This window comes from Helicobacter sp. MIT 05-5293 (assembly GCF_000765665.2).
Lineage (GTDB): Bacteria > Campylobacterota > Campylobacteria > Campylobacterales > Helicobacteraceae > Helicobacter_C.
The window spans coordinates 75,184-93,416 of record NZ_JROZ02000005.1 but is presented as its reverse complement, the minus strand read 5'-3'; the positions used below and the strand labels follow the sequence as shown (position 1 = coordinate 93,416).

The following is an 18,233-nucleotide window of genomic DNA, read 5'->3' as shown; positions in this document are numbered from 1 at the left end:
TTTGCTTAGAGAGGGTTTTTTGGGGATTTAAGCCCAATGCGTTGGGAATGGGTGATAGCAATCGCAATGGCGTCCGTGATGTCAAGAGGCTTGATGTCGCCTTTGATACCTAGAATCCGCTTGACCATAAAAGCGACTTGCTGTTTGTCTGCTTTTCCATTGCCGGTGAGGGCTTTTTTGACTTGTAAAGGTGTGTATTCGCTGAAGTTTCCTAATTCTTGAAGAATCTTGAGGCTTAATGCCCCACGAAATTGGGCAAGTTTGATAACGGTTTTGGGATTGTAGGCAAAAAATATATCCTCAATCGCCACCTCATCAATGGTAAAACTTTTTAGCACCAAATCAATACCCTCCACAAATTCAAGAATCTGATCTTGCAAAATACGCTCTTTGATTTTAATAATCCCTGCTTCAAGCAGATTAAGCCCATTTGATCCACAATGCAATACTGCATAGCCACAATTTCTACTTCCGGGGTCAATGCCTAAAATGTTCAAAATTTAATCCAAATTAAATATTTTTGTATTATGATTTTGCTTTTGCATTATTCCGTGTCCATAAATCAATGAGTTAAAAAAATATTTATGTTTTCACATTTTTTTCACATTGTGAATTGTAGATTCTATCCCATAAAATGAGGAACAAAATTGCTGATAGATGATATATTAAATAAACTTAAAACTAAGCTTAATCAATCCGAGTATGATTCTTATATTTCATTAATGGAATATGATGAAGATGCCTCTAGATCAGATATAGAGGTATTTTATGTGCCAAATATTTTTGTGGCAGATTGGATAAAAAGTAACTATTTAGAAATAATTGCGGATTTGTTTAAAGAGGCAAATCCTAATGGAGTAAAGCCAATTATTCACATCAAAGTGAAAGAAAAAAAAGAAAATGTGAAAAGTTTAAAAAACAATAAAAATATACTCATCGCTTCAAGTAATTCTTTTTCGCTTAATCCCTTTTATACATTTGAAAATTTTATTGTGGGTAAGAGTAATGAGCATGCCTATACCGTTGCAAAAATGATTGTAAAAGAACAAGCGACTGCCTATAATCCGGTGCTTTTTTATGGGCAATCAGGCGTGGGCAAAACGCATCTTATCAATGCGATAGGAAATTATGCAAAAGATTGTAATAAAAATGTCCTTTATACGACTTCTGAAAATTTTTTGAATGATTTTTTGACGAAGCTTAAACGCGGCACAATGGATAGTTTTCGAGATAAATACCGCAAGTGTGATTATCTCTTGATTGATGATGTGCAATTTTTTGGTGGTAAAGAGGGTGTGCAGGAGGAAATGCTCCATACTTTTAATGAATTATACAATTGCAAAAAGCAAATTGTGATTACTAGTGATAAGCCGCCTAAAGAGATTAAAGGGTTAGAAGATCGTTTGCGTTCGCGTTTTGAGTGGGGTAATATGGCAGAAATCACGAGTCCAGAGCTTGAGACAAAGATTTCTATCATCAAATCCAAATGCGCAATCAATCATATCAGTCTTGATGCCGAGACAATCAGCTATATTGCCTCAAATATTCATAACAATGTCCGTCAGCTTGAGGGGATTCTCGCTACAATTAATGTCCAATCAAGCCTTTCTCCAGAGGGCAGTTTGATTAAAATCGCTAAAAATGTATTGCGGAATTATCAGACTGAAAATCTTGAAGGGATTACTTTAGAGAATATCATCAAAACGGTGAGCAAAGAGCTCAATATCAAACCTAGTGAGATTGTTTCCAAAGAGCGCAGTAGGAATATCGTGTTTGCTAGACGCATTGTGATTTATCTCGCGCGTTCTTTGACGCTTAATTCAACACCCATACTTGCTAAGAATCTCGGTATGAAAGATCACAGCGCAATCAGCAAGGCGATGAAAGCAATTGAAACAGAGATGAATGAGAATCTCACGACAAAATCTATCGTAGAGAATATTAAAAGCAAAATCGAACAATCAAGTTAAATTTCCCCCCAAGATGCTTTTTTATGTTTAAAAAAAAGTATTACAATCTTTAACCAACTTAACGATTCTCAAAGCCTATTCATATTGTAAGTTTTATAAATTTTGGAGGTTGTAATGCCTAGAAATATTTCCGCAATGACTCCCCAGCAGCGTCAGAATCTCGCCGATTCTAAATGGGTGCAGTTTGCACTTTTTTCAGCTGCCTCAATGACGGTGCTTGGCGGCACAATTATCGCTGCTTCTCTTCCGCTTCTTGAGAAACATTTTGATGCTGTGCCTCATATTGATATGCTTTCAAAATTTGTGCTTACGCTCCCAGCTTTATTTGTATGCTTTTTTGCTCCTATCAGTGGATTCTTATTGGAGCGATACGGGCGTTTGAAGTTCATTTATCCTGCTATTTTGTTGTGGAGTATCGCCGGTGCGAGTGGATTCTTATTGGAAGGGAATATTTATTGGATTCTTATCTCGCGTGCGATTTTTGGTATCGCTACGGCTTTTGTGATGACAGGGATTAGCGCGTTGATAGGGGATTATTATCAAGGTGCGAAACGCGAAAAGGCATTAGGTTTGCAGGGCTTTTTTATGGCAGGAGGCGGGTCAATCTTTTTAATGTTGGGCGGATTCTTGAGTGATATTGATTGGCGATACCCCTTTTTAGTATATTTGTCAGGATTACCTATTTTGCTTATTGCGTATTTGATGCTTTTTGAGCCGCCAAGGGATAATACACAAATTCATACTGAATCTCAATCCGAGCATTCTGCGACAAATGCCACAGAGCAAAAATTTCATTTTTGGTCTTTTGTGCCTATTTATGCTTTTTGTTTTTACGCAATGAGTATGTTTTATGTTACTCCTACCCAGATTCCTCATTTTATCACGCAGTATCTTGGCAAAAGCGGCGATCTTGTCGGCGTGAGTTTGGCAGTGAATTCGATTTGCACAGCAATCATTTCTTTATTTTATCCGCGTTTGCGTCAGCGATTTAGCGTTTTTAAATTATATTTTATGTCATTGATGCTTATCGGCACAGGGTTTATGCTTATTAGCGTGTTTCATACTTATGAGGTTGTGCTTTTTTCGTTGGCTTTAGTGGGGCTAGGAAATGGCATCATTATGGTGAATAATACCTCATGGCTTTTGAGTGTTGCTAAGGAATACGAACGAGCGAGAGCGTTAGGATTCTTATCGGCAAGTCTTTTTATGGGGCAGTTTTGCTCTCCATTGCTCACACAACCGCTTGTGAGATTTGGAGGAATGGAAATGATGTTTGGTGTGAATGCCGTGATTGTCTTTGTCAGTGCGCTGATTTTTTTGTTTTTGAAGAATCCTTCCAAAACATCTTAATTTCTTTTGCACAATCATTGAGAATGCGGCATTTGTGTCTTTTGGAATCTCTCCATTGATTAATCATTTGGCATTTTTCTTCACATAGTGTTTTCATTTCTTGCGAAAATTCCCATAATGATTTCTTGTGTAGGGGCGAAGTCAAAGATAGTCTCTCTTGCAAGAAAGAAAAATGAAAGCCTAGATTCAATCCATCGCGAATATTTTCAAGTGTCGGGTTAAAGAGAGGGAGCGTGTCAGGGCTTTTGCGGTGTTTGTTTAAAGCTTCTTGAATATCAGTGTGAATCTGAAGGGCGCAAATGGTCGTTGCATTCGTGTATTGAAGCGTGATGAGGTTGCGCAAAAGTGCAAGTTGAGCATCAAGTTTTGCACAATGACGCGCATTGAGTGCTTCATAATCATTAAGAATCTGCGATAAAAAGCCCATTTGGACAAGACGCGCAGGATTCAAATCATCTTGAATCAAGCTTTGGAGAAGCGGTGCATTAGGTGTATCAATACGATGATAGTCTTGTAGCCAAAGTGTGAGTTTATTTTGTAGTTGAGAAGTTTGTGAATGTATAAAGTCTTCAAATTCCTCACCCGTTTGCGTGATTTCAAAGCCTAGCTTGATAAATTCCTTGTATAAAGGTGAATCTGTATTGTTAAGCTCACTAATCACGCGGTCCTTAGGGAGGAAAGTAACAGCTTTGGTGTAAGTATTTTTGCTTTTGATTCCAAATTTTTTATCTTCTCGTTCAAAAGTTTCTTCGCGTCTCTCAAGCGCATTATAGATATGCTGGGTCAGTGAATCAAGATGAGATTCTAAAGTCGTAAAGAGCGTGGGGAAGTGTTGAAAAAACACACTTTGTTCCCCTAAATGGTAAATCTCATCATTATGCGCACGCAAAATCGCACAAAGATTTTTCAACGAAAAATAAGAGCGTTGAATCTTGCGAGCGTGTGAAAGGAGCAAAAATCTTAGTTGTGTGCAGATTCTGTAAGTTTTCGCTTCTTGTGCTAAGGGATAAATATGCGTATGGAGAAAATCTATCACTGCTTGGATATTAGAATCTTCTTGGAGAGTTTGAGAAAGCGGAGATTCTGCTTGTTTTGCCTTGAGTGCGTTTTTGGCAGAAATAGCAATCACATCTTCAAAAAGTCCCGCAAATGCTTTTTTAGCATAATCCAAACTCGTGTCAATTTCACTTTGGTGTTTGAGGCGGTCTTTTTGGTTAAGCACGCACAGGCTTTTGCTCGCGTAACGTTTGATATGCTCTTGCAAAATCATTTTTTCGCTGTTTTTGCCGACATTGTCAATCAGTGTCAGCCATATTATCCCATCGACTTCTTCAAGCACAGCATTTGTGGTATCGGTGTCGCTTTGATTTTGAGAATTGAATCCGGGCGTGTCTAAAAAACTAATCGTTTTAAGCAATTCAAGTGGGAGAAAGAGCTGATAGTGTGAGATTTTGGCATTTTCAAGATCGCTCACTTCATTGAGAAAGCTAATGTGCTTAAAAATACTTCGCCCATTTTTGTAGTGAATCTCAAGAGCTTTTTCCTCACCATAGCTGATTTGGCATACTTTTGCCGTAACGGGTGTAATACCGCTAGGCAAGATTTCCTCACCCAAAAGCGCGTTTAAAAAGGTGCTTTTCCCGCTACTAAATTGTCCGATAATAGCAATTTTCATCGGTTCGTTGATGCTTTGAGAAAGTTTCTCAAGAGTGTCATTTTCCTCGCCTAAACTTTGTGCAAGTGCGTAACGCGCCTTTGCAATCAGCGCGTATAGAGGATTATCACTGAAAAGTTTTTGATCTTTAATAGTGAGGCATTCTTGAATAAAGCATTCAAGTAAATTATTATCTTGATACATTATATTTCCTTTGTCCAAAGATAAAATTATGTAAGAGATTGCAAATGCGATAGAATCTGCGTATGGATATTTTCTAATTGCGTTTGTTGGCTCAAAAGTGTGTTTTTTAGATTCTCAACATCACTGCAATCTTTTTGTTTAAGCGCATCATCAAGTATGGCTTGTTTGTGGTCGATTTGTGATTGTATGTGGGATTGATGCACAAGTGCAATACTATCAAAATATGTCAAAAATGCCTCTTTAATCTCAATACTTTTTTCCCGACAGCGATTCCCAAAATGCGCAAATGCTTCCCCAAATAGCGCGTCAAGCTTGATGCTAAGTGCATTTTGATTAGATTTAGAATGCGATTGTATGAGTGAGGGTAAGGCTTGTAAAAGCGTGTGTGTGCTTTGTGTGAGCTGTTCTTTTGTGAGTTGGAAATGAATGTGAGGGGGTTGCAATTTTGCTAAAGCCTGTGTTTCTTGTATGCTTTGTTCTCCTATTTGTGTGAGTTGGGCGATTTTTTTGCCTAGTTTGTATTTGTATTCGCGTCCCACATTGGCAAAGCAATCCTTGATGCCGACTTCTATCATCGGCGATAAAGATTCTAAAGAAGGTTTTTGTCCTTGCGCGTAGGCATAGGCAATATCACCGAAAAATGTATCTTTAAGTTGGTTTTTTGCACTCTCTAAGGTGTTGTCGATAAAATGTTCTAAGGATACGAGAAAGGCTTTAAGCTCATCAAGCTGGGATTCAAAGTGATTTTTGAGATTTAAAAGTGAGTGAGAAAGCTCTTCATTTTGCGCACTCACTTGCGCAATAAAATTTTCTAGCTCCGCCTTGTCTGTATTAAGGAGTTTGGATTTTAATGTCAATAAATCAAGGGCTTCTTGAGTAAGTTTTTCCATTGCCTTGTAGGCGAGATACAAAATGTCTTTGTGTTTTAGGCTGTCTTCACCCAAAAGCATTTTATCAAGATAGTTTTCAATAGCGAGAATCCCGCTTTGTTGGAGTGAAATCCCGCTTTGAGCTGCCTCTTGCTCTCGGTTGGTGCGATAAAGCAGAGCAGTGTATCCTGCGAGTGGGATAAAGTCGATTCTCTCTATCACCGCTTGTATATCGCCTTTATAATGTGCTTTTTTGAGTTGCGTGATAAGGCTTTGTTTGGTGTAATCAAGCGATGCTTGAAGCTCTTTGGGGGTGAGCAAATCAATGCGTGTAAGCACCACGAGCAATCGTGAAATATTTTGCTCCAAGAGAGATTCTAAAATAAAATCAATATCAATCTGTGTTGCAGCACAGCTCGCATTCATAATATGTATGAGCAAGTCGCATTTTTGGATATAGTCTCGCGTGATTTCTTCTCGTTTGGTGATAGGGTCATCTAAACCGGGTGTATCGACAATCTCAACGCCATTTTGAAGGAATTTTAGCGGCGTAAAAAGCTCGACTTCTTGAATCAGATTGCAGAATTTGCTCGGGTGATTGGCAGAGGTGTAAGTGGCGAGTTCTGATGCCTGTATATCGCGTGTAGTCCCCTCTTTTGTGATGTATTCTTTGAGCGATGTGCCAAAAATATTTTCACTCTCTTCAAGAAATGCTTTGATATTTGTATCGTGTTGGCTCAAATGATGAAGTTCGCTCCATTGTTCTTCTTTCCAAAAATGCACGCGTGCGTGCATCGTTTCACCAAAGCGTAAAATCGTAAGGTTAGCCGTCTCTGGCACACTTGAGCTTCCAAGAATCTCCTCACCCAAAAGCGCGTTTAAAAAGGTGCTTTTCCCTGCGCTAAGCACTCCGGTAATGCCGATAGAAAATTTTTGATGTTGCAAGTCGTTAGTGATAGATTCTAATTTATCTTGCAAACTTTGTGGCAAAAGATGCGTGAGCGCAAGGGATAGGGTGTGAAAATTTTGGTTTAAAGTCTTTAGGGACATTTGTTGAATCTGTGCATTATTGCTATCAGATTCTGTATGTGTAGGCGCGGCGCGTTGGCTCAAGCTCGCAAGGTTTTGAATCTCATCATTGCTAAGAATTGTTGCAAGGTTAAGCTGCACAAAATGAGGCAGGAGTTCTTCAAAATGTATGTGTTGCTCTTGAAGAGATTCTAAAAGCTGATATTGGAGTGTTTGTATTGTTTGGAGAGTGAGTTCAAGTGGGATTTTGGGATTAGAATCTTTAAGATGAGAAAAGATTTGAAGAAAACTCGGTGTTTGCGAGTATAGCGCGAAATTGTCATTATTAAGCGATAATAAAATCGCAAGAGATTGAGGAGAAGCAATTATCTCTGGCGGGATATTGATGCGCTCTAATGGCTTAATATCAGGTGTAGCAAGAGCGTAAATAGTATGAAAAAAGGCTTGTGAAAGTGTCATTATGATGCCCTTATTTTATAGATTTTAGAATCTCGCAATAACAGAAACGCATTTTTGTAAAATGTCATTATCGCATCAAAAAATAAAAAGTAAAATAAAATTAAAATTATTTTGGATTCTGTTTTTTCACCATTCGCCGTAAAGAGACAAAAAATTTCATCCATTCATCAAGCTCCATAAGCGGGTGTCCGCCCCATTTGGTGTGTGGGGGTAGATTCTTACCGACTGCACCTCTGCCTGCTACTTGCACAAAATCTCCAATGTGGATATGCCCACCCGTGCCGGCTTGTCCACCCATAACGACATTGCGTCCGGTAGTGGTAGAGCCTGCCAATCCGACTTGTGATACCAAAATGCTGTGTTCGCCAACCACGCAGTTATGCCCAATTTGCACGAGATTATCGATTTTTACACCTTTTTTTATCAATGTTTGCCCAAAAACAGCCCGATCAATCGTATTGTTTGCGCCGAGTTCGACATCATCTTCAATCACCACGATGCCATTGTGTTCAATTTTGATATGTCTGCCGTCATTGGTGTGCGCGTAGCCAAAGCCATCACAGCCGATTACACACCCTGCGTGGATATTGACACGATTTCCGATGATAGTATCACGATAAATAACGACATTAGGATAAATCTTGCAATGTTCGCCGATTTCTACATTATCCCCGATGACCACACCCGGCATAAGAATCGTCCGCGCACCGATGCGGACATTTTTACCCAAATGGACATTTGGAGCAATATTTGCGAGAGGATCAATGCTTGGATTCTCACACGCACTAAAGCCTTTCCGCGCAAACAAATGCGAAAGTAGTGCAAAAGCAAGATGAGGATTATCAACGACAAGCGGTTGGATATGAGGAGGCACACAATCAAGCAATTCTTTGCGCAAAAGCACTGCTCCAGCACGAGAATCCGCAAGCTTATGGCTGTATTTGTCTTGGTCAATGTAGCTAATCTGTGTTTCATTAGCACTTTCAAGCGGAGCAATACCGCAAAGTTCAAAGTCTTTTTTAATCTCTGAATCGAGCGTCATATACCCCTCAAAAGTTTGTTTGATGGCTTGAGAGAGTAGCATAAAAACTCCTTATAATGTGTGAAAATCTTTTGTCCAAATAGATTCTTAGAATCATAACACATTTACAGGCAATAAACCCACAATAACTTTAGGCAAATTGTAGTATAATCCCTCTCTTTAACTGCAATAAACCCTAACAATTAAGAAAGGTCAGAATTTTGGAAGACATTAAACATCACTCTTATGCCCCTGTTTGCGTTATCGCGTATAATCGCGTGGATAAAATCAAAAAAACTATCCAATGCCTTGCACAAAATGTTTTAGCGGATAAGACAGATGTCTATATCTTTGCCGATGCACCCAAAAACGAGCAAGCCGCAAAAGGCGTGCAAGAAGTGCGGGATTATTTAGATTCTCTTAGTGGAGAGGGGTTTAAATCCTTGCATATTGTCAAAGCAGAACAGAATCTAGGTATTTTAGGCTCGATTTTGAGCTATGGGGAGCTGATTTTTAAGCAATACGATCGTTTTATCGGGCTTGAAGATGACATACAAACACACCCTTATTTCCTTTCCTATATGAATGACGCGCTTAACTTTTATCAAGACAATCAGCGCGTGATGGCAGTTACTGCTTTTACGCATCAAATCGCTAATACCAAAAGTAAGACACTCCGCACATACCCCCACGATGTGCTTTTTTCTTATGCGTTTCATAGCTGGGGCTGGGGAATGTGGAAAGATCGCTGGGAGCAGATTGATTGGATTCACGCGGATATTTCGTGGTTTGTCCGTAGTCCGAAACATTGGATTATCGGCACGATTCTTTCGTGGTTTCATTTGATTGCTATTCGCAATTCTTCTATTAACGGCTACACGGTGGGGAATTTGTGGGATTTGCATCTCTCCCATGTTTTGTATCGTCAAGATAAAGTGTGCGTTTGGCCGAGCTTATATTCCTACACGCGTAACTTTGGCTTTGATGGCACAGGTGTGCATACATTTAATTTTGAATCTAATGTCGTGGATTTTGAGTTTGCTTCTCCCAAAGAGCATTTGACATTCACGAATGAAATCAATCTCAACAAATGGTTTCATTTCAAAGTCGGCTTTCGCTACGCGCTAGTGTGGGCTTTTGGCTTTGTGAAGATGTTTAAAAATAAGATTCTAAGAAAATTTTAAGAATCTTGATTCAAAAAAAGAAGTAATTTATCAATAACCTTATATAATTTATTTCTAAAACCAAGGAGCAGATAAATGTATCAAAACACCGCAAATACGACATTTGAGCGGGGGGGGGGGGCTTTACCTAAGCAGCAATCCTAACCTTTCTTCAAACCTCATCACTAACCAAAATCCCAACACTCTTTTTACACGCCTTATTTCTCTGATAGAGGCTTATAGCGCGCAGAGCCACCATGCAGATTCTCTCAAAGATAAAAACTTTGCAGATTCTAATCCTCAAGTTTCACTCTCTATCATCAGTGGCTTTTTCAATGCAAAAGCATTCGTGGAGTTTAGCCGATATGCACATCTTTTGCGCTCATTTTGTCTTATCATCGGCAGGTTAGAGCCGAGTGAAAATCACACGCCGACTCTTAGCTTTGATTTGCATAATGACCCCTTTGATATGTCTGTCAAAGATTTTGACTATCAGCTCCAATGTATCACCGATGCGAGGATTGCTCATCATTTTATCGCAAATGCCAATGTCGAGATTCTAAATCTTAGGGCAAATAATGTCCTGCTGCATTCCAAGCTTTACATTGTGCAAAGCCCTTATCAACAAAGTGCAATTATCGGGAGTTCAAATTTTACTGCAAGTGGTTTAGGGATTTATGGTGATAAAAGCAATAAAGAGCTCAATCTCCTTTGTGATAGCAAAAGGGATACGCAAGAAGCTCTTAATTATTTTGAATCAATCCGCGACCAAAGCACATCTTGTAAGCAAGAAGTGCTTGATATGCTTCATACGAGCTTTTTTTATCACTCTCCTAAAGATATTTTTAGCAAGATTCTATCCACCCTCCCTAAGCAAGAATCCCCCACACGCACAGAATCTCAAGCCTTGCAAACAGCAGTGGAAGCCTTTGGGCTTTATGATTTTCAAGCTTTAGCGGCACGGGAGCTTATAAGTCGCCTTAAACGCTATGGTATCGCGCTTTTGGCAGATTCTGTGGGCGCGGGAAAAACCCTCACTGCGCTAGGTGTAGCGAGTATTTATGATGGTATTACTATCATCGCTCCTAAAAATCTCTGCGCATAATGGGCGAGTTATTTTGAGCCTAACGCCCACACACCGCACTCTAATTTTGTCGTTGGAATGGCGCAAAGAGTGCAGATTCTTAGCTATTATGAGGCACAAAGTCCCTCTGACATTCAAAGAATCCGCCTTAAAGGCGCCCATCTCATTGTCATTGATGAGTCGCATAACCTCCGCAACGGCGAACCCCGCACAAAAAATCTTAAACAAAATGGCTACCAAAAACTTAAAAGCAATCTCAATGCAAACGCAAAGATTTTACTCCTTTCAGCGACCCCGATTAACAACAGCTTCCTTGATTTAGCTAATCAACTCCGCCTCAAATCTGATATTATCTCTGATAATATCACCCATACCACACTTGCCCCTCAAGACATTTGCCAGAGCGCACAAAAAGCCCTTGAATCTCTCGATTCAGAGGAGGATTTAGAGCTTGAAGATGACTACTTCAAGCTTACACATTTGATTTTCTCTCGCTCCAGTGAGCAGATAAAAGGCTATCTTAAGGCATTAAACAAGGATATGCCAGAGCAAGATATTAAGTCTTATGCGCTCTCATCTATCCCGCCTAGCATTGATTTTAGCTTTGAAAGGCTTAGCCAACTGCTTGGCTTAAGCGAGAATACAGAGCAATCGCAAGTCATTTCTTTTAGTATCTATGACCCTTATAAATTTCTGCCTGATGACATTAGAGCGCAACTTTCTGATAAACAATTAGAGAATCTTGGCGAATACACCACCCCACGCGGTTTTATCTGTATGTCGCTACTCAAATCCCTAGAGAGTTCACTTGATGCTTTTAAGCCTACAATTGAAAAAATCATTACCTATCATCGTAGCTATCTTAATCATATTGATTTTGAAGCAGATTCTAAGCCTCAAGATGACTTAGAAGAGCCTGATGTGCCTTTCCCCACGCGTTTGGCTTCTATCAAAGAAAAGGGCTTTTTAGGCAGCTTAAGCGCGGAGTTTGCAGAAGTCATACGGCGCGATTTAGAGCTTTTAGAGCGCATTGCTGCAAAGCTTGAAAGCTACGCGCCACAAAGAGACTTCCAAACTTGTGAAAAATACCAAAAGCTTAGAGAAATCATTGATGCTATCCCTGATATTGCATCTCAAAAGCTTCTTATCTTTTCTGAATCTATCCCTACCACAGAAGCGATTAAAGATGCGCTTAGGAGGGATTATCCACACTATATTATAGAATCTATCAGTGGAAACACAAAGCCTCAAGAGTTTATCTCGTGTAAAAATAGATTCTCCCCGCGCTCACTCAAATACGAGCTAAAACCCCACGAGCAGCAAATTCACATTTTAATAGCGAGTGATTGTCTAAGCGAGGGCGCGAACTTGCAGGATTGTAAGAATCTGCTCAATTGGGACATTGCCTTTAATCCTGTGCGTAGCATTCAGCGCATAGGGCGGATATGGCGTATCGGCTCACTTCACGCTATCAATCACATCACGCATTTTTTCCCCAATGTTGAGTTAGATTCTTATATCCAGCTTGAATCTAAGCTCAAATTCAAAATCCTAGCCGCTCAAAGTGCGACTGCGATTAACGACCCTCACAGCATAAAGCTAGAAAAAGAGCGTAAAGCCTTTGAGAAAAAGCGCAAAGCTGCCTATAAAAGCCTTGAGAGTGAGAGTATATGTATTGAAGAAGAAAACAAGCTTCTTCAATTTATCACCCTTGAATCTGTGCTAGGGGAGCTGTCGCATTCTTTTGATGCTCCTTTAAGCTCCTTGCCTGATGGCATTTTCTCCATTGCCCCGCATTTACCGCAAAATCATCAAAATCATCTTTTAGCTTTTGTGCAAGAGATAGATTCTAAAGCCTACTATTGCACACTCTTTGACTTAAGCACACGCAAGCTAAAATCGCGTGCGAGTGATAAGGGAGCGGCTACTTTACGCGCCCTAAGCCATTTAAAAGACATAGAGAGCAAAGAAGCAAGCCTCTTTGCGCCTTTAGAGGATTTGACAAATGATTTTAAAAACCTCTCCATTTTCAAAGACATATTTGAGCGACTCACCCAGCAGCTTAATAGCCAAATCCAAACCCACGAGCAAAGTCTCGCTCAAGCCAAAAAAAGCGATGGAGGGCTTTTTGAGATAAAAGATCGCCACTTTAAGCTTATCGCGTGGCTTTTGCTCAATCCCGATTTTGAATCTCTACGCGCTTTAGGCGGACAAAGCGCAGGAGGTGTGCGATGAATGAGCTATCGACTACATCTTTCAATACAACTGCGCAAGAAGCGTTAGAATCTGACTTTAGCCATAATGAAGAGGGCTGGGACATCGTGCTAGGTAATCCCCCTTTCATAGGCGAAAAAGGCAATAGAGAGATATTCCAAAAGGTCAAAAATAGTGAGCTAAGAGAATGCTATCAAGGCAAAATGGATTATTTTTATTTCTTTTTTCATCGGTGTTTTTATGATTTGCTTAAAACAAATGGAATCCTAAGCTTTATCACTACAAATTATTTCCCCACAGCACAAGGTGGTAGAAAATTAAGAGAAGAGCTAAAACAAAATGCCAATATCAAAACTTTTATTAATTTTAATGAGCATAAAGTCTTCAAGAGTGCGACAGGGCAGCATAATGCCATAAGCATTCTTAGTAAAGCCCCTCAAGAAGAAGCCCAAATATATCATTTTAAAGCCTCAAATCTTGTAAAAAATCTCAAAGACACTTTGAAAGATTTAAACCTTATCGCACACTTTAAAAGCGATAGTTTATATGAAAGTGAAGAATCCTATATGCGCTTAAGCCCCAAAAATGATATTATGGAATCTGTTTTTATCAAACTTAAGACAGATTCTAAAGCACTTGGCGAAATTTGCGCGATTAATCAAGGCATTGTAAGCGGGGCAGATAAAGTAACGCAAAAGCATCTAGAGACTTACCATTGGCAAGATATAGGTTTGAAAAAGGGCAATGGTATTTATGTTGTGAGTGAAGCAGAAGCTAGGGCAAAAAATTTAGAGAAAGCCTATCTTAAGCCTTGTTTTAAAAACTCTGATATACAAAAATATACAACCAAACTCAAATCCAGTCAATATTTCCTTTATCTCACGGGTAAAGAAAGCCAAGATTCTATCCCGCATATTTTAGAGCATTTATCAAACTTCAAAGCTAACTTAGAGGAACGCAGAGAAGTGCATAAAGGTAGTAGGCTGTGGTGGTCGCTGTGGCGGTCTCGAAAACAAGAGATTTTCGAGACCGCCAAAATCGTTGCGCCCCAACGAAGTAAAACCAATACCTTTGGCTACAATGAAGTCTCTTGGTATGCAAGTGCTGATGTGTATTTTATCACTTCAGTAGATTCAGAATTTAGCCTAAAATATATCCTTGCTTTGCTTAATTCTAAGCTTTATTACTTTTGGCTTTATCATAAAGGCAAGAGAAAAGGAGAAAATTTAGAACTCTATCAGACCCCGCTTAGTGAAATCCCTATCAAGCCTATAGCTCCTAAAGATCAAGAGCCTTTTATCGCTTTAGTCGATGAGATTTTAGCTCTCAATTCTTGTCATCACAAGGGCTTTATACCGAAGAATCTCACAAATACACAATCCCAAGATTCTAAAAACAAAGATTCTTTTTCTTTATCGCAAAAAGAAAAAGGGTTTATCCCCTCCCCGCTCCCCTTAGCCCCAAAAAGAATAAAGCCGCCGCTTTTTCTTTTTGGCAATCAAGGGGAGAGCCTCGCTATTTCCGCTTCTAGCTCCAAATCGGTGGAGGCACTACTGCCTCCTTTAATCCGATTTTCCGCACCACGAAGCGGGCGAGATATTGAGAGCTTGCAATCTCGCATTGACTCTCTAGTCTATGCCCTCTATGACTTGACTCAAGAAGAAATCGCCATTATCGAAAACGCAAATAAAACTCACAAAAGCACAGGAGGTGTGCGATGACAAAAGAATCTATCCAATCCTACTTAAGCATTTTAGCGACTGATGACAACCTCCGCCATCACTTCAAAGACTTCTTGAGCGAACTTTTTGGCTTTGCAAATCTTAGACAAGGAGGGACACACGCGCTTTTACCTCTTAACACTAATCCCGCACTAAGCGCATTTAGCTTTGAAAAGGCAATCATCTACTTTACGACCACAGATTCAGAATCTCACCTCCAAGAAGCCCAAAGCGGACACACAAACCTAGCCTTTAGCCTAATCCCCACTTCAAGCCATCACAAAGCCGACCTCGTATCCGCCACAAAGGCTATCAATAGGGTAATATCAAGCTATAACATTCTCTTTTTCCTAAGTGCAGACACTCTCTCTATCGCCTTTGCCACGCGCCGACTATCCCAGCAAACAAAGCAAAAAGTCGATGTGGTAGAGAAAATCACACTGATTAAAGACATTTCATTGCATACGCCGCACCCCGCGCATATTCAGAATCTCCACGCACTGACAAACCTCTACACCCAAGACCTCCCCCTTGATAGATTCTATCAAAGCCTGCTTGAAGCCTTAAGCATTGAGACGCTCAATGATAAATTCTTTAAAGAGATTAGGGAGCGGTTTTTGGATTTTTGCGATTGTATCATCTTGCCTCAAGAGATGCAAAATGCGCAAGATAAGGAGTTTATCAAGCTTAAGCGTGAGTTTGTCCTAAGGCTTATCTCACGGCTACTTTTTTGCCAATTTTTGGAGAAAAAGGGCTTGATTAGCTCCAAACTTTGGGATAGCACTTTAAGTGAAAACTACTATCACGAAGTGTGCGAACCGCTCTTTTTTGGCACGCTTAACACCCACGCGGATAAAAGGGATTATGGTTTCTTGCCAGAATCTATCACTAAGCTTTTAGATTCTATCCCTTATCTTAATGGCGGACTTTTTGCCCCGCATAAAAGCGACTACTATAACCCTAAAAGCCCACAAAGCTATATCAACACCTTGCAAATCCCTAATCCTTGCTTTGAAAAGCTTTTTGAGACTTTTAGGGGCTATCATTTTACTTTGAGTGAATCCACGCCTTTAAGCCAAGAAGTCGGGCTTGACCCCGAGCTTTTGGGAATGGTGTTTGAGAATCTTTTATCGGTGCTTTTTACTGATAATCTTAAAGATGACAAAGACTTGCGCAAAGCCACAGGGAGCTACTATACGCCGCGAGAGATAGTCTCTTATATGTGTGCGTCTTCACTTTGTGAAAGTCTCAAAAACCGCACGAATATTGCAGAATCTGCACTTGAAAAGCTGACATTTGACAAGGACGCTTCAGAGATTTCGCCTTGTGAATCGCGCGAGATTTTATCGGTGCTAGATTCTCTAAAGATCCTTGATCCGGCGTGCGGGAGCGGGGCGTTTCCGCTGGGAATGCTTAGCGAATTGCTCGAAATACAAACCGCACTTGGTGAAACTTCAGCTTTGGGTGAGCATTCAAGCGATTTAGAAAATTTTGAGGGTTCGCAGGCGCACAGCCTAGCCTCACCCCCAAAATTTTCTAAAAACCCTCAAAGCCCCACCGCAAATCTTGGAAGCTTAGATTCTCAAGCAGTTTTGCAAAGTAAAGACTCTCCACTTGACCAAAGCACAACCCCCAAAAATTCATCTACAACCTTAGAATGCCAATCCAACTTGCACGATTCTCAAAGCCCCACCGCGTCCGTTGCGTTGGCAACTGACCCACACTTGAAAAATCTTGGAAGCTTAGAATCCCATTCTGCAGATTTTGTGCTCAAAAAAGATTTCTCTCCACATTATAAGAATCTGTTTTTGAAACAAGATGAAAATCAAGGCAAAGGGAAAGATTCACAGGCGGAAGTAGTCGAGATGAGAAATTGTAGTTTTCAAACTCGAGGCGAAGGGAGTTTAGTAAGCCTAAATGACCGAGCCGAGAGTGCAGAATCTGCAATTTATCGCTCGAATACAACGCCAATGCCCTCGCTTTATGAAAGAAAGCTTAATATCTTACAAAACAACATCTTCGGTGTCGATATCCAACCCATGGCGACTGAAATAGCGCGTTTGCGCTGCTTCCTCTCACTCATTTGCGATGCGCCTAATGATGACATACAGCCTTTGCCAAACTTGGAGTTTAAGTTTATCAGTGCGAATAGTCTTATTCCGCTGCCTAAGCAAGAGGGGCTAGGCTATATAGGCTATGCAGAGGATATGGCTCGTCTTAAAGCCCTGCGGGAGCGCACCTTTGACGCTCAAAATAAGCAAGAGCTAGAATCTGCCTATCTCAAGCTAAGAGATGAAATCGCTAAAAAAATGCAAAGTGTGTGGCACACTTCTAAAGGGGATTTTTCAAGCAATCCTTTGCTTTCGTGGAATCCTTTCGACCCGCATTCTGTCGCGGAGTTTTTCGATAGTGAGTGGATGTTTGGCGTCAAAGCGGCGAAAAACGCTGCTGGGGGGGGGGGGCATTAAATGATGAATCTTCGCAAGGCTGGGACATCGTGCTGGGCAATCCGCCGTATGGAGCAGATATGGGCGATAAGAAACAAATATACAAGGGTATTTATAAATACACCATTAGCGGCGCACTCGATAGCTATAAATTCTTTGTAGAGTTGGGTTATAATCTCTTAGGATTAGGAGTTTTAAGCTTTATCACGCCTATTAGTATTACAAGCTCTAAATCGAATGCTAACTTGCATAAATTGCTTTTAAGTCAATGTGAGCAGATAAAAGTAAGTAGCTATGGCAATTCTCCCGCTAGAATCTTCCTCAATGCCGACCAAAGGGTATCTATCATAACTTTTACAAAGACTTTCAGCCCCTGCAAAAATTTACTTACTACACAAGTAAATTTAAGAGATAAAAACACGCCTATTCAAAGTATCATTGATAATCTTTGCTTTATAAATAGCCTAGATTTTGTTAAAGAGGGGGCGTTTGCAAAAATTGGCTTAAAGACAGAAAAAGACATTTTGCATAAACTCTATACTCATAAATGCACATTTAAGGAGCTGATGCAAGGTGAGGAAAAAGTGTATTATAGAAGCACAGGTGGGCGATACTATGATTTATACACAAGCTATTCAACTACAAGCTCTACCACGCAAAAATCATTTTTTGCAACAGAATCTCAAGTGCTTGTAGCGATAATGTCTAGCACACTTTTTTGGTGGTATAGAAATTTGTATTCAGAGGGGAGGCATAGCTATATTTATGAGTTTGAATCCTTTCCTATCCCGTATTTTGGTAATACTATTATTGAGAGTTTGCGCGATTTGGGGGAGAGATACGAGGGAGATTTAGAAGCAAATGCAGAGTATCGGAATGGTGTGAAAACCTATATCATACGCAAATCAAAGCCTATTATCGATGAGATAGATTCTATCCTTTGTCCTTTATATGGGTTAAGTGAGGAGGAAAGGGATTTTATTATCAATTTTCAAGTTAAATTTAGAACTGATACCTAATAAGGAGGTGCGAGATGAGGTAATAAATG

The 18,233-nt window shown here is 40.1% G+C and carries 12 protein-coding genes; 8 read left to right on the top strand and 4 right to left on the bottom strand.

What is annotated here, in order from left to right; translation table 11 throughout:
• Positions 1-5: 5 nt before the first annotated feature.
• The gene (gene ruvC, locus LS68_RS09030; RefSeq protein ID WP_034373377.1) at positions 6-497 is read right to left on the bottom strand and encodes a crossover junction endodeoxyribonuclease RuvC; all 492 of its coding nucleotides are present in this window, start codon (positions 495-497) and stop codon (positions 6-8) included.
• A gap of 150 nt (positions 498-647) precedes the next feature.
• Here ruvC and dnaA point away from each other — a divergent pair, with 150 nt between their 5' ends.
• On the top strand, positions 648-1,970 hold the full coding sequence (gene dnaA, locus LS68_RS09025; protein WP_138091448.1) for a chromosomal replication initiator protein DnaA: 1,323 nt from the start codon (positions 648-650) through the stop codon (positions 1,968-1,970).
• A 114-nt stretch (positions 1,971-2,084) separates the two neighbouring features.
• Positions 2,085-3,320, top strand: coding sequence for an MFS transporter (locus tag LS68_RS09020; protein ID WP_081950977.1), 1,236 nt, complete (start codon positions 2,085-2,087; stop codon positions 3,318-3,320).
• On the opposite strand, the gene LS68_RS09015 is transcribed toward LS68_RS09020, so the two are convergent.
• From LS68_RS09015 to lpxD, 3 genes are all read right to left on the bottom strand, one after another.
• Entirely contained in the window at positions 3,271-5,178 is a 1,908-nt protein-coding gene (locus LS68_RS09015) for a dynamin family protein (RefSeq protein WP_138091446.1), read from the bottom strand. The genes LS68_RS09020 and LS68_RS09015 overlap by 50 nt on opposite strands.
• Before the next feature lie 26 nt (positions 5,179-5,204).
• Complete coding sequence (locus tag LS68_RS09010; RefSeq protein WP_138091444.1) at positions 5,205-7,535, bottom strand: dynamin family protein; 2,331 nt, start codon at positions 7,533-7,535, stop codon at positions 5,205-5,207.
• 106 nt (positions 7,536-7,641) lie between these two features.
• Entirely contained in the window at positions 7,642-8,619 is a 978-nt protein-coding gene (lpxD, locus tag LS68_RS09005) for a UDP-3-O-(3-hydroxymyristoyl)glucosamine N-acyltransferase (protein WP_034374201.1), read from the bottom strand.
• Between the two features lie 158 nt (positions 8,620-8,777).
• Between lpxD and LS68_RS09000 the strand changes: the two genes are divergently transcribed.
• From LS68_RS09000 to LS68_RS08975, 6 genes are all read left to right on the top strand, one after another.
• Positions 8,778-9,740, top strand: coding sequence for a hypothetical protein (locus tag LS68_RS09000; protein WP_081950992.1), 963 nt, complete (start codon positions 8,778-8,780; stop codon positions 9,738-9,740).
• A 103-nt stretch (positions 9,741-9,843) separates the two neighbouring features.
• A complete protein-coding gene (locus LS68_RS08995; protein WP_138091440.1) occupies positions 9,844-10,824 on the top strand; it encodes a restriction endonuclease PLD domain-containing protein in 981 nt (326 codons plus the stop codon).
• Positions 10,825-10,881: 57 nt separating this feature from the next.
• On the top strand, positions 10,882-13,038 hold the full coding sequence (locus LS68_RS08990) for a helicase-related protein (protein WP_081950989.1): 2,157 nt from the start codon (positions 10,882-10,884) through the stop codon (positions 13,036-13,038).
• Positions 13,035-14,738, top strand: a complete 1,704-nt coding sequence (locus LS68_RS08985) for a TaqI-like C-terminal specificity domain-containing protein (RefSeq protein ID WP_138091438.1) — start codon at positions 13,035-13,037, stop codon at positions 14,736-14,738. Before LS68_RS08990 ends, LS68_RS08985 begins: the two co-directional genes overlap by 4 nt.
• Positions 14,735-17,206, top strand: coding sequence for a hypothetical protein (locus tag LS68_RS08980; protein ID WP_138091436.1), 2,472 nt, complete (start codon positions 14,735-14,737; stop codon positions 17,204-17,206). The genes LS68_RS08985 and LS68_RS08980 overlap by 4 nt, the downstream gene beginning before the upstream one ends.
• Positions 17,152-18,204: an Eco57I restriction-modification methylase domain-containing protein gene (locus LS68_RS08975; protein ID WP_138091434.1), complete on the top strand. Its 1,053-nt coding sequence runs from the start codon at positions 17,152-17,154 to the stop codon at positions 18,202-18,204. The genes LS68_RS08980 and LS68_RS08975 overlap by 55 nt, the downstream gene beginning before the upstream one ends.
• Positions 18,205-18,233 lie beyond the last annotated feature (29 nt).